Source organism: Prevotella sp. P6B1, from assembly GCF_000702825.1.
Lineage (GTDB): Bacteria > Bacteroidota > Bacteroidia > Bacteroidales > Bacteroidaceae > Prevotella.
This window is the reverse complement of record NZ_JNKF01000012.1, coordinates 552,511-566,567: the sequence shown is the minus strand read 5'-3', so window position 1 is coordinate 566,567 and position 14,057 is coordinate 552,511. Positions and strand designations below refer to the sequence as shown.

The window sequence follows — 14,057 nt, the reverse complement described above, 5'->3', positions numbered from 1 at the left end:
TTATTAGGAAGTATGACTGAAAGAATCAGTTTGTTCTTTGGATGTCTGGCCATTGTATCCACAGCAATGGCTCAGACAGCCTTCATGACCAATGATAGTGTGGCCGTTTTTTACCCGTCTCATTATGATGCCAAGCAGCACCAACCTTCTCCCATCTTCGAGCGTGAACCGGCCACTGTAAATCCACTGACTACCAATTGGCCATTACATGTTGAGTTCAGTGAAAAAGGCGGTCGTAGTCAGGCGACAATCTCTGTGCCTGATGATGTGGATTTCTATGGAACAGGTGAAGTAACAGGTCCATTGCGTCGAAACGGTCGTACTATTGAATTATGGAATATCGATACTCCAGCCTATGGTACCGATGGCGGTTCTCATCTTTATCAGAGTCATCCTTGGGTTATGGGACTCCGAAAGGATGGTACTGCCTTTGGTATTATTGCCGATAATACCTGGCGACAGAAAATAACAACAGCAGACCATTTAGTGACTTTTGATAGCGAAGGCCCTGCTTTTCGTGTATTTGTCATTGAACGTGAAAGTCCGCAGGCGTTGATGCAGGCTTTGGTTAATTTGACTGGCAACATGTCGTTACCTCCTCTTTGGTCACTTGGCTATCATCAGTGTCGACATACTTATTATCCAGATAATAAGGTGATGGAGATAGCCGACCAGCTTCGTCGTCATCGTATCCCCTCAGATGTGATATGGATGGATATAGATTATATGGATGGTTATCGTATCTTTACCTTCGATCCCAATGGTTTTGCCAACCCCAACAGACTGAACGACTATCTTCATCAGAACAACTTCAAGACGGTTTACATGATTGATCCGGGTGTCAAGGTGGAGAAAGGCTATTTCGTGGATGACCAGGGGACTGCCAGTGACTATTGGGTGAAAGACCGTAACGGCAAACCTTTTGAGGGTAATGTGTGGCCTGGTGCTTGTCACTTTCCCGATTTTACCCGTCCGGAAGTCCGTACATGGTGGGCTACACTTTATAAAGACTTTATGGCTAAAGGTGTTGATGGTGTTTGGAACGATATGAACGAACCTGCCGTATTCGATATGCCAGAGAATACGATGCCACGTGATAATCAGCACGACGGGGGCGAGGGGGTGACCGCAGGGGCACATCTGCGTTTCCATAACGTGTTCGGATTGAACATGGTACGTGCCAGTCGTCAGGGGCTGCTGTTGGCTAATCCGCAGAAGCGTCCTTTCATCCTGTCACGTTCAAACTTCTTAGGTGGACATCGTTATGCAGCCACTTGGACAGGAGACAACCTGTCTGCTCCCGACCACATGAAACTAAGCATCCCTATGTCGCTGACGCTTGGCCTTAGTGGACAACCTTTTAATGGACCAGATATTGGTGGATTCTGTGAAAATTCTAATGCAGAGTTAGTGGCACAGTGGACAGCTATAGGCGCCTATTTCCCCTTTGTTCGTAATCATAACACAAAGGGGACGATACCTCAAGAGCCATGGGCCTTTTCCCCAAAAGTACTGGATGTATGTCGCACAGCGATTAACCGTCGCTATATGTTGATGCCCTATATCTATACCTGTTTCCGTGAGGCTAGTATCAATGGTATGCCAGTCATGCGTCCGTTGTTTATGAATGATCCCAAGGATCTGAGTCTTCGCAGGGAGGATCGTGCATTCCTGTTGGGCGCTGACCTGATGGTTCGTCCACAGTGGGCAACAGAGGTGGCACAGCCCGATGGAGGTAGCTGGCAAAAGCTGACGCTTGAGGCAAATACGGATAGCTATCAGGCAGAATTACGTCAGCGTCCGGGGTCAATTATTCCTTTGGCAAATCTGGCTCAGAGCACGGCAGAAATACGTACTGATTCGTTGACTCTCTTGGTATGTGTTGACCGCAATGGCTTTGCAAAAGGACAGCTGTATGAGGATGAAGGCGATGGATTTGGCTATCAGAAAGGACAATATCGCCTTACTGAGATGAAAGCTGTGAAGGAAAAGAATGTCCTGAAGGTTACGCTCCGTCAAAAGGATGGCTTGATGTCACCAATTGATCGAAAAATCAGAATCGGTTATGTGTATGGTGGCAAGGTGAAGTATAGTCCTTGGAAAACAGGTCGTGATATAACTATTTCCCTTTAATATTAACTTAATCTGTTTCTTATGAATAGAATTACTACTTCTTTATTGTTTACAATGCTTTTTTGCCTGACAAGTATCAGTGCATTTGCATTGGGATCTGTTGATGGCGTCTACCAGATTGGTAATGCCGATGAACTCTTGGCGTTTGCCCAAATAGTAAATACTGGGGGAAACGATGCTAAGGCTGTACTTACTGCTGATATTGATATGAGCGGTAAGACATGGACTCCTATAGGTGATGATGATCATCGTTTTGTTGGCACATTCGATGGCCAGTATCATATGATTGATCATCTTGTATTCGAGGGTACTGATAAGGTTGGTATCTTCGGTGTTGTCAGTGGTGGATGTGTTATCAAGAATCTGACAGCTGGTCCAAACAACGTGATTAAAGGTAATAGCATGGTTGGCGGTATTGTAGGATGCTCTGCAGGTAGCGAATGGGTGACACTTGAGAATGTGGGTCATGAAGGCTATGTAGAGGGTACTGGCAATAACTGTTGTGCTTTCTTTGGCGTTGTAATGAATGGCGGCCCTGCTACCAGAATAATTAATTGCTATAATACGGGCAATATTAAGGCTGGAGGTGAAAGCGCTATCATTACCGGCTGGTTTGGTGGACATGGTAGTGTAGAGGTAAAGGGGTTCTGGAATACTGGTGAGATCCTTGCTGGAGGCGACAATGACAATAAGGCTTTGTGGCGAAACAATTCAGGAATCACCAAGGAGCGTATTTTCAATATTAACAACGATAATGGTGCAACCGTTATTGCTGATGGTGACTTGGCTTCTGGTAAGCTGGCTTTCCAGCTGAATGGTAATGCTGATGCCGGTGCATGGCGTCAGAATCTGGAAGGAAGCAACAAGGATGGGCAGCCAACCTTTAATCCAGCTCATGCCTTAGTATATGCCAATGGTGCTCTGCTGTGTGATGCGATTACTCCTAAGGAAGGGACAGAGGTGACATTCTCCAATCATGAAGGAAGTACTATTGATGATCACAACTATGTAGGTGGATTCTGCTCAGTATGTCGTAAGATGCAGGACAATTTCTGCGAAGTGGTTGATGGTTTCTATATCATTAATGATGGTGATCAGCTGAACTGGTTTGCCTATAAAGTGAACCAAGGTGAAGGTGAGGCTAATGGTAAACTCACAGCCGATATTGACATGACAGATAAGGCATGGACACCTATTGGACAGGACGGAAAGGACTTTAAGGGACATTTCGATGGTCAAGGACATCGTATCATGAATCTGGTGACTAATGGCGATAAAAATAATCAGGCCCTTTTTGGTCAGGCTGTAGGTGGTGCTATCATTGAGAATGTGATTATCGACCAATCATGTATCATTCAAGGTAATGCTTTTACTGCAGGTATTTTAGGACATGTTTGGGGCGATGGCGTTATTATACGTAATTGCGGTAACGAGGCAGAAATCAATGGTACGGCACAGAATGCAGCAGGTATCTTGGGCTGCTCAGAGAAGATTGTACACATCTCCAACTGTTATAATACTGGTAATATTAATGGTTTACGAGAGAATGCAGGTATCTGCGCTTGGATGGGTTCGAATAATTCAACCATCAAGAACTGTTACAGCACCGGTATCATTGCTGATGGTCCTGGACTTTGGCGTAATGATGGAGTCAAAGGTGAAAACATGTATCAGATGGATGGTGACCAAGGTACTGCCTTCAGTTCCGAGCAGATGCAGAATGGCGAATTGGCTTACTTGCTCAATGGAAAACAGAGTGCTGAGGTTACATGGTATCAGGCAATCGGAACAGATGATCATCCACTACCTTTTGGAACTGCAGTTGTCTATGCTAATGGTGATTTGAAGTGCGATGGTATCACACCTGTAGCAGGTAGTAGTCTTACCTATAGCAATGCTGAAGGAGGTAATGTTGCAGCGCACTCATGGAATGGTAAAGGTTTCTGTTTAGAATGTCATACTGTTCAACCCGATTACCTGTCGCCGGTAGATGGCTGGTATGAATTGGGGCATGCTGACCATCTGAACTGGTTCGCATATTATGTAACCAAGTATGATCAGCATGTAGATGCTTGTCTGACAGCTGATATCGATATGAACCTCATCGAAGATTTTCCAGGTATTGGTGATGCAACTCATCCTTATGGTGGTACTTTCGATGGACAAGGACATGTTGTAAAGAATCTGATTATTGATATGCCTGACGAGGCGAGCGTGGGATTCTTCCGTGTCATCACTGCTGGAGCTGATATTGCCAACTTTACCATAGATAATAGTTGCTCTATCAGAGGTAAGAACTTTGTTGGTGCCTTTGTTGGTCAGTGTGTTGGTAATGGTGGTGTTATTCTGGAACAGCTGGGTAACGAGGCTGTTGTAACATCAACTGCACAGAATGCAGGTGCACTTATAGGCTGCAATACCTCAGGCGATATTTTACTTAATGTAGTAAACTGTTATAATGCAGGAGATATCACATCTGGCTGGGAAGCTGGCGGATTGTCAGGATGGTTGGGTAACGATGCCGTTGTAACAAATTGCTATAATATGGGAATGGTTACCAATGGTGAGTCGTTTGCGCGTGGTAACAATATACAGATTTCCAACTGTTTTGATCCTGTGACAGACTGGCCAGCTCTGCCAGTAAGTCCTATCGAGGATTTTACGAATGGCGTAATCTATCAGAAGTTGGCTGATGCTGCTCCTGGTATATGGTTCCTGAGCGCTGAAACAGAAGGTCATCCTGTACTATATAATACTGGTATATCTACTGGTATCGAAGCAATTCCTACGATTGATTTGTTGCAGAATGATGCTCCAATCTACGATTTGCAGGGTCATAAGGTATCATCAAAGACCATGCGTAAAGGAATCTATGTAAAGAATGGCAAGAAGTTTGTCGTGAAATAACAACTAATGAAGACATTACTCATTTCTCTGCTTCTGTTTGTCGGCATTCTAAATGGTGCGGCAGCAGAAGCAGATTCAAACCCACAAGCTAATCCCGAGGCAATAGTGACCTCGGGAAAAGCTCGTTTTACGGTGCTAACGCCGCGCATGATTCGAATTCAGTATAGTTCTTCGTCTAAATTCGAAGATCGTGCAACGTTTGCAGTGATTAATCGTAACCTTCCTGTGCCTGTTTTCTCAACCCGGGAGGAAGGTGGCTATCTGTATATTGAGACCGAAGCTCTGATATTGCGTTACAAGAAAAACACCATGATATCTTCTGTTCTTAAATCGCCCAATAACCTTTGTGTTACATTTAAACTCAACGGACGTGAGGTGGTTTGGTATCCGGGTAAGGAAGATGCGTTGAACTTGAAGGGTACACGCCGTACGCTGGATGGTGGCAGTGGCGATAATTATCGTGCTGATATGGAAGATGGTATTATCTCTCGTGCTGGTTGGGCTATCATTGATGAGTCGCCAGCCACAAAACGAGGTGATGGTTCTACTACATTTGCTTTCGACAAACAGGTCGACGGCATCGACTGGTTGGCTCAACCTGTTGATGCAAATGCCCTTGACTGGTATTTCATGGGTTATGGACATGATTATAAGGACGCCATAGGCGACTATATAAAGATAGCGGGGCGTCAACCGCTTCCTCCACTTTATGCGTTAGGTTACTGGTATAGTAAGTATCAGGCGTACACACAACAGGACTTTACCAGTCTGGTGTACGATATGAAAAAGAATGAGATCCCGCTCGATGTGATGATATTCGACATGGACTGGCATCTGAGCGGATGGACAGGCTGGACTTGGAACAAAAGTCTGATACCTAATCCACAAGGGTTGATCTCTTGGATGCATAATCAGGGAGTAAAAGTGAGTTTGAACTTGCATCCAGCCGATGGTGTGGCCAGCTATGAGGAGTATTTTAGTGAGATACAGTCGGATATGAAGATGACGGGCGACCGAGTACCATGGATGCTGGAGGATTCTACGTTTTATCGTTCTATGTTCAAGCACATCATTCGCAAGCGTGAACAACAGGGTGTTGACTTTTGGTGGCTTGACTGGCAGCAGAACCTGACAAGTGAATATACACAAGGTCTGAGTGAGACATTCTGGTGCAATCACGTGTTCTTTAATGATATGCGTGTGAACCGTCCGGAGCGTCGTCCTTTCATCTTCCATCGTTGGGGCGGTCTCGGAAGTCATCGTTACCCGTTAGGCTTTTCGGGTGATACCTATTCTACGTTTGGCTCACTGGCCTTCCAACCTTATTTCACCGCGACAGCATCGAATGTGTGTTTTGGCTATTGGGGGCACGATTTGGGTGGACATATCCAGATTGCTCCAACCAATCCGGAACTAATGCTGCGCTGGGTGCAGTATGGCGTATTCTCGCCCATCTTCCGTACCCATGGCTCCAGTCAGGCAGGTAACGAACGCAGAATATGGAAATATGAGAACTTCCCGTTGATGCTGGATTGTGTGAACCTGCGCTATCAACTCATGCCTTATATCTATACCGCCGCTCGCCAGGCTTATGATACTGGCATAAGTATATGCAGACCGCTCTATTATGAGTGGCCTGAGGAGAACGAAGCTTATCGTCAGGAAGGTGAATATATGTTTGGCGATGATATTCTGGTGTCGCCTGTTGTGACTCCTGTAGATGAGAGCGGAAAGGCTTTCCATAAGACGTGGTTGCCCGCAGGACAATGGTATGATGTATGCCGTCGGAAATTGGTACAAGGCCAGCAGATGGTGAGCGATAATTATACGGAGAGTGAGATACCTTATTTTATCAAAGCAGGTAGTATCATTGTTTGTAATCCGCTGATAGAAAACCTGAAGAAGCCAGTTCAACAGTTGTTGTTAAAGGTGGTTCCTGGTGCTAATGGCGAGACGACACTCTATGAGGATGCTGGTGATACACAGGACTATATCAACGGTGGATTTACCACTACGCATATCATCCAACATCGAACAGATGAGGCTATTGAGCTGACACTGGATCCTCGTCAGGGACAGTATGAAGGCATGCTTGCCGAGCGTGCTTATGAGATAGAACTGCTGCAGGAGGGAGCTCCTCAATCGGTGACAATCAATGGCGTGATGACATCCGATTGGCATGTGGATGAAACCACAGGTAGTCTGATTATCAGTGTTCCAGTAACAGCCTGCGATCAAAAACTCGTTATCAACATTGAGCGTGCCTCTACAGGTATTCACGAGCATAATGGTAAGTCTATTGCAAAGAAGATTTATTATGATCTGCGTGGAAACCAGTTATTGCGTGAACCTCATGGACCATATATCCTGCGTTGTATTTGGAGTGATGGCACGACAACCACACATAAACATATCAAATAAAGAATGATCATGCGTAATTTAGTTATACTATTCAGTCTATTAAGCATATTACTGCCGCAGGTGGCTTCTGCGCAGAACTTTGAAAGTTTGTGGGCCACAGGCAGTGCTGTGCCTGATGGACAGACCATCGAGTTGACCAAACGCCCAGATGGTCAGTACCGTTTTGCTGGTGCGTTGGTGAGTGGTGAACTGAAAGTGATGACCACTGAAACATTCGAGAAGGGAGTTACTCAGTTCCTGAAGCCGCAGCTTGTCGACTCTTATCTGATTAACAAGGGTATTACCTATCAATATACGAAAGATGAGACGCAGCCTGGGTGGGTAGTCTCGTTCTCGGAAGATGCGTATAGTTTTCTGGTTGATCCTGCTAACCGTAAGTTGACGGGCGAGTTGGTGTTCCCTTGGAACGAGATGCTGATAGCAGGTAGTGCCTTTGAAGGAGGCGCTAATGATGTGGAATGGAGTCGTGATGCCATGCTGTCGTTCGAACAGGATCGTGATAATCCTTATGTATTCACTTGGACTGGAGAGCTGGGTGTTTATAATGACGTGATAGAACCTGGTCGTTTTAAACTGGAAGGTCAGATGACGTGGGGACCACGCGAGTTTCATCCCTATCAGCAAGATGAGGACATCTTGCAATCTACGCAGATGCGAAAAGGTGGGGCCGATACCAAGTGGCGTGTCTCTCAGCATGGTGTTTATCGTATTGTGGTCGATGTGTTTCAGGAAACTTTCCATGCAGAACTCCTTTCGGGCACTCGTTCTGTTAATGATGGCTCGACCGAAATAGAGTCTGTAGATGCATTGGACAATACGGTGCCTTCTGTCATATACGATTTGAACGGTCAGATTCATCGCTCGTTAAGAAAGGGATTGAATCTGGTGCGTATGCCAGATGGGCAGGTCCGTAAAGTGATTGTCAGATAATAAATGACATGAATAAACGTTATAAATAAAAACATTCTATGATAAAAAGATTCTTTTTAGGGTTCTTTTTGTTGCAGGTCTGTATTCTGATTCAGGCCTCAACAGAAAGAATATCTTCTCCTGATGGGCATATCCGTCTGGAGGTCTGTACTGACGACACATTGCGTATGAGTGTGTTTTATGGCGAAGAACAAGTTATTGATAATAGTCCGTTGTGCTTGCTGGTACAGCAGGAGTGGTTAGGTGTTCGTCCGAAACTGAAGGGTGTTCGACGTCAGATAATAAACCGTCAGCTGCCGAACGTCATTCCTGTCAAGAATGCTGTAACCCATGATGAGGCTCAGGAGATGACGCTCCGTTTTGCTGGTCAGTATAGTGTGGCGTTCCGTGTCTATAATCATGGCATAGCTTACCGCTTTGTTCTTGATAAGAAAGGAAAGGTGGATGTTATTAGCGAACAGATGACGCTCCGTTTCCCTGCATCAACTATAGCACACCTCTCTAAGACGCGCAGTTTCTGGACTTCGTATGAGGAACCTTATACTCATGTGGCATTAGCTGACTATCAGGCACAGGATCAGATGAGCTATCTGCCGGTATTGCTGGAAACACAGCATGGTACTAAACTGTTATTATCAGAGAGTGATGTGCGCGACTATCCAGCTATGTTTGTCAAGAGTACGGGTAACAATGGATTGACATCTGTATTTCCCAAGGCGCCTGCAACATGGGAGCCCATAGGCGACCGTGGATTCAATGTTACTAAAGAGTCTCCTTTTATAGCTCGTATCGATGGTAAACGCACTCTTCCATGGCGATTCCTGGTGATTGGCGACGATGCCGCCGTTGCTTCCAACGAGATGGAGCGCGTGTTGGGTGGTCAGTGTGAGTTAGCTGATGCCTCTTGGATTAAGCCGGGCAAGGTGAGCTGGGACTGGTGGAATCACTGGACTATCTGGAATGTGGATTTCGAGACAGGCATCAACAATCGTACCTACAAGTATTTTATAGATTTTGCTGCCCAATATGGTATTGAATATATTCTACTGGATGAAGGTTGGAACAAGGATGTCCGAGATCCGTTTACCACTCGCGATGAGATTGATGTCAAGGAGTTGGTTGACTATGGGCGCCAGCGGGGTGTGGGTGTTATCCTTTGGCTGGCCTGGCTCACTGTCGAGAACCACATGGATTTGATTAAGTACTATGCCGACATGGGTGTTCGTGGTTTGAAGATCGACTTCATGGATCATAGCGACCAGTGGATGGTGAACTTCTATGAGCGTGTGGCTCGTGAATGTGCCATAAATCAGCTGATTGTTGACTTCCACGGTTCGTTTAAGCCTGCAGGACTTGAAATACGTTATCCAAACGTTATCTCGTACGAAGGTGTGCGTGGTTTGGAGAATGGCGCAGGGTGTCATCCTGATAATACTATCTGGTTACCGTTCATCCGTAATGCTGTGGGAGCAATGGACTTTACACCTGGTTCAATGGCTTCGGCCCAGCCAGAGGATAACCATGGCAGTGGTTCTCTGCCCATGGGCTCAGGTACGCGCGCTAATCAGATGGCTATGTATGTCTGCTTCGAGAGTGGACTCCAGATGTTGGCTGATAGCCCAACCCGTTATATGCGTGAGGATGAATGTACCCGATATATTGCCTCTGTTCCTACGACATGGGACGAGAGTCGTGTACTTTCTGCCAAGGCTGGCGACCATTACGTGGTGGCCCGTCGCAAAGGCAATAAGTGGTATGTTGGTGCTATGACAGGTGGAAAATCCCAACAGTTCTCTATCAGTCTTGACTTCCTGACTGGAGAAGGAAAACTGACTGGTTTCCGTGATGGACGCAATGCACACCGTATTGCTGTTGATTACCAGCGGTTCCAACAGCAGGTTTCATCTACTGATGTGTTAACGCTCCGTTTGGCTCGAAACGGAGGCTGGTGTTGTGTGATAGAACAATAACTAACTTAATAAACTTATGACAAGGAAATTCTTATCCATGGCTATGGCTGCATTGCTTTCATCAGGTGCAATGGCTCAGCCGGAGAAAAAAGCCTACATGGTAGCCGATGCCCATCTGGATACGCAGTGGAACTGGGATGTGCAGACTACCATCCGTGAGTATGTGAAGCATACCCTCGACCAGAACCTGATGCTGTTGAAGAAGTATCCTCATTACATCTTCAATTTCGAAGGTGCCGTCAAGTACAACTGGATGAAGGAGTACTATCCGCTGCAGTATGCAGAGTTGAAACATTATGTGGCCAATGGTCGTTGGCATCTTACTGGAAGTAGTTGGGATGCTAATGAAACCATCATTTGTTCGCCTGAGTCATGGCTGCGCAACATCCTGCTGGGACAGACCTTCTATCGTCAGGAGTTTAACACTGAGAGCACTGACGTGTTCCTGCCCGACTGCTTCGGCTTCGGTTACACCTTACCTACATTAGCGGCACATTGCGGCTTGATTGGTTTCTCTTCGCAGAAGTTAGTGTGGCGCACTAATCCTTTCTATGAAGGAGGCAAACGTTATCCTTATTCCATAGGCTTGTGGCAGGGTATCGATGGCAGTCGTATCATGATGGCCCATGGTTTTGGTTATGCTGAACGCTATCGTGATGAAGACCTGTCGCACAACCAGCAACTGCTTCGTGAGATAGGTGAAAGTCCGTTGAATCAGGCTTATCGTTATTATGGCACTGGTGATATTGGTGGCTCGCCCACCATCGCTTCTGTTCGTGGTGTCGAAAAGGGAATAGCAGGCAATGGCCCTATCAAGATTGTCAGTGCTACCAGTGATCAGCTTTATAAGGATTATCTGCCATTCGAAAAGCACCCGGAACTGCCGGTGTTCGATGGCGAGCTGCCTATGGATGTGCATGGAAATGGCTGTTATACCTCGCAGGCTGCTATGAAGCTGTATAACCGTCAGAATGAGCACTTAGGCGATGCTGCTGAGCGTTCGGCAGTCATGGCCGACTGGTTAGGTGTTGCCCACTATCCCTCAGTAACGATGACAGAGACATGGCAGCGTTTCATCTGGCACCAGTTCCATGATGACCTGACGGGTACCAGCATTCCACGTGCCTACGAGTTCTCTTGGAACGATGAACTCTTGTCGCTCAAGAAGTTCTCGGATGTGCTGACACATAGTGTATCTGGAGTAGCCCGTCAGTTGGATACCCGTGTAGCAGGACAGCCTGTGGTGGTGTATAATAATGAGACCACACCTGTTCGTTCTGTGGCTCAGGTGATACTGTCTGATGACCGCGATTATCGCGTGACTGATGCCAATGGCCGTCGTGTGGCTTCTCAGGTTGTGGAGCGTGATGGCCAGCGTGTGCTGCTGTTTGATGCTGATGTGCCAGCTACAGGTATGGCTGTCTATGGTATCAAGGCTGCGGGAAAGAAGAAAATGGCTACTGTTACTACAGGTCGTACCATCGAATCGTCGCGTTACAAGCTGACTGTTGATGCATATGGTGATGTGGTGTCGCTGATAGATAAGAACTGCAACCGTGAGATTGTGGCTTCGGGCAAGAGCCTCCGTTTGGTGGTGTTTGATGACTGCCGTTCTGAGGCATGGCCTGCCTGGGAGATTCAGAAGGCAACGCTCGATAAGGCACCTCTGCCCGTACACGAAGGTGTTGAGATATCAGTTGAGCCAGGAACACTGCGCCAGACATTAGTGATAAGAAAGAAATATGGTGAGTCGGATATCGTTCAGCGTATCCATCTTTATGAAGGCGCACTTGCTGACCGTATCGACTTCGAGAATGAGGTGGATTGGCGTTCGCTTAATGCCCTGCTGAAGGCAGAGTTCCCGCTGAGCGTCTCAAATAAGGAGGCTACCTACGATATCGGACTGGGTAGTGTGCGTCGTGGTAACAACCGCGATAACAGCTTTGAGGTGTATGCCCATGAATGGACAGACTTGACAAACCGTATGGGCAATTATGGCGTAACACTATTAAACGATTCGCGTTATGGCTGGGATAAACCCAATGACAATACTCTGCGTCTCTCGCTGTTGTATTCGCCCAAACCTGGTCGTAGCTATACTTATCAGGCCCGTCAGGACTTCGGACACCATGTGTTCACCTATAGCCTCGTTGGACATGAAGGTCCGCTTGATGCTGCCAATGCCGTTCGTCAGGCCGACCGTCTGAACAGTCCGTTGCGTACATTCTTTACCGATCGTCATGCTGGTTCATTGGGACGTCAGTTCTCGTTTGTGACTTCTGACAATGATTGTGTTGTGGTACGTGCCTTGAAACGTGCTGAGGTGAGTGATGAGTATGTGGTACGTGTTTACGAGATGGGTGGTCAGGGTGCCCAGAAGGCACGCCTCACCTTTGCTGCCGACATTGTGAAGGCTGTTGAGGCCGATGGAACAGAGCGCACACTGAAGCAGGCTGCGACTGACGGACGTTCGTTACTGGTCGACATTAAGCCTTATAGTGTTAAGACCTACAAGGTGGTGCTTGCCAAGCAGAAGCAGTCAGAACCAGATGTACTGCCTTTGGCGCTGGATTACGACCGTCATTGCTTCAGCTATAACGGCTTCCGTTCTTCTGGTAATTTCGAAGGGGGCTATAGCTATGCAGCAGAACTGCTGCCTGACGAAGGTATCACCGTGGGCGATATTCCCTTCCGCTTTGGCGAAAAGGATGCTGCCAGTGGCGTGACCTGTAAGGGCCAGACTATCCAGCTGCCTGCTGGTAAGGATTATCGTCATCTGTATCTGTTGGTGGCTTCTGATCGCGACGACCGTCAGGCTGCCTTTACTGTAAATGGAAAACAGCAGACCGTCAGTGTACCTTATTATACTGGTTTTATTGGCCAGTGGGGGCACGATGGACAGACCACAGGCTATTTGAAGGATGCCGAGGTGGCATGGGTGGGTAGTCATCGCCATTCGGCCGAGGCTGACGAGCCCTATGAATTTACCTATATGTTCCGTGCATGTCTGGATATTCCAAAGGGTGTGTGTGAGATTACGCTGCCTGACGATGAGCATGTGGTAGTCTTTGCAGCTACCCTGGCTAACGATGCGGCTGAGGCTGTTGCTGCTGCACCGCTGTTCATGACTTCTATTCTGCCTACAAAGCAGAATGTGGCTTCATCGGTCCAGCCTCAGGTTAATCTGCTACGTGATGCTAAGATCATCGCTATGTCGGGTGAAGTGAACGAAGGCGAGCGTGCGGCTTTGCTGGTTGATGGCAATCCTAATACTAAGTGGTGCGACGCACAGGCTGCGCCAAACTTCGTAACTTTCGACTTTGGTCAGCCAACCACCATCAGCCGTTGGCGCCTGTTGAGTGCTGCTTGCGAGCAGTCGGCTTACATCACACGTACCTGTCTGCTTCAGGGCCGGAACAGCGAGACTGAAGAGTGGCAGACCTTGGATATGTTTGATGGTAATCGCAATAACTATACTGACCGCAACTTCGCACCTGCAACTGTGCGCTATCTGCGCCTTTTTGTCGTAGCACCTACACAGGGTCAGGATGCTGCAGCCCGCATCTATGAGATGGAGGTTTATTAATGATCTAACTGTTAAATAGTTATAATTCCTTGCAAAAACTTGGTACTTTGTAATACAAGGTACTAAGTTTTTGCTTATCTTTGCCGCAGAAATCTTTTAATTAGGCAAAG

6 protein-coding genes are annotated in these 14,057 nt (G+C 46.9%); all 6 read left to right on the top strand.

The genetic code is table 11. The features are described 5' to 3' along the window. The first annotated feature begins 12 nt into the window (after positions 1 to 12). The 6 genes from T495_RS0109220 to T495_RS0109195 are packed head-to-tail and all read left to right on the top strand — an operon-like array spanning position 13 to position 13,947. Positions 13 to 2,133 (top strand): TIM-barrel domain-containing protein, encoded by a 2,121-nt coding sequence (locus T495_RS0109220; protein WP_033148375.1) that lies wholly within the window; start codon positions 13 to 15, stop codon positions 2,131 to 2,133. Between the two features lie 21 nt (positions 2,134 to 2,154). Next, positions 2,155 to 5,040 (top strand): hypothetical protein, encoded by a 2,886-nt coding sequence (locus tag T495_RS0109215; RefSeq protein WP_155993556.1) that lies wholly within the window; start codon positions 2,155 to 2,157, stop codon positions 5,038 to 5,040. A gap of 6 nt (positions 5,041 to 5,046) precedes the next feature. Next, positions 5,047 to 7,461 carry a glycoside hydrolase family 31 protein gene (locus T495_RS0109210; RefSeq protein WP_081832067.1) on the top strand — a complete coding sequence of 805 codons (2,415 nt, stop codon included), beginning with the start codon at positions 5,047 to 5,049 and terminating at the stop codon, positions 7,459 to 7,461. Between the two features lie 9 nt (positions 7,462 to 7,470). After that, a complete protein-coding gene (locus T495_RS0109205) occupies positions 7,471 to 8,391 on the top strand; it encodes a SusF/SusE family outer membrane protein (RefSeq protein ID WP_197018775.1) in 921 nt (306 codons plus the stop codon). A 38-nt stretch (positions 8,392 to 8,429) separates the two neighbouring features. Next, entirely contained in the window at positions 8,430 to 10,361 is a 1,932-nt protein-coding gene (locus tag T495_RS0109200) for a glycoside hydrolase family 97 protein (RefSeq protein WP_051651960.1), read from the top strand. Positions 10,362 to 10,377: 16 nt separating this feature from the next. Then, complete coding sequence (locus tag T495_RS0109195; RefSeq protein ID WP_033148373.1) at positions 10,378 to 13,947, top strand: glycoside hydrolase family 38 C-terminal domain-containing protein; 3,570 nt, start codon at positions 10,378 to 10,380, stop codon at positions 13,945 to 13,947. Positions 13,948 to 14,057: the final 110 nt, after the last annotated feature.

What these genes read in the sequence shown, in the direction of transcription:
- T495_RS0109210 (WP_081832067.1), top strand. Translation starts at nt 5,047, where the DNA reads ATGAAGACATTACTCATTTCTCTGCTTCTGTTTGTCGGCATTCTAAAT.
- T495_RS0109205 (WP_197018775.1), top strand. Translation starts at nt 7,471, where the DNA reads ATGCGTAATTTAGTTATACTATTCAGTCTATTAAGCATATTACTGCCG.
- T495_RS0109220 (WP_033148375.1), top strand. Translation starts at nt 13, where the DNA reads ATGACTGAAAGAATCAGTTTGTTCTTTGGATGTCTGGCCATTGTATCC.
- T495_RS0109195 (WP_033148373.1), top strand. Translation starts at nt 10,378, where the DNA reads ATGACAAGGAAATTCTTATCCATGGCTATGGCTGCATTGCTTTCATCA.
- T495_RS0109215 (WP_155993556.1), top strand. Translation starts at nt 2,155, where the DNA reads ATGAATAGAATTACTACTTCTTTATTGTTTACAATGCTTTTTTGCCTG.
- T495_RS0109200 (WP_051651960.1), top strand. Translation starts at nt 8,430, where the DNA reads ATGATAAAAAGATTCTTTTTAGGGTTCTTTTTGTTGCAGGTCTGTATT.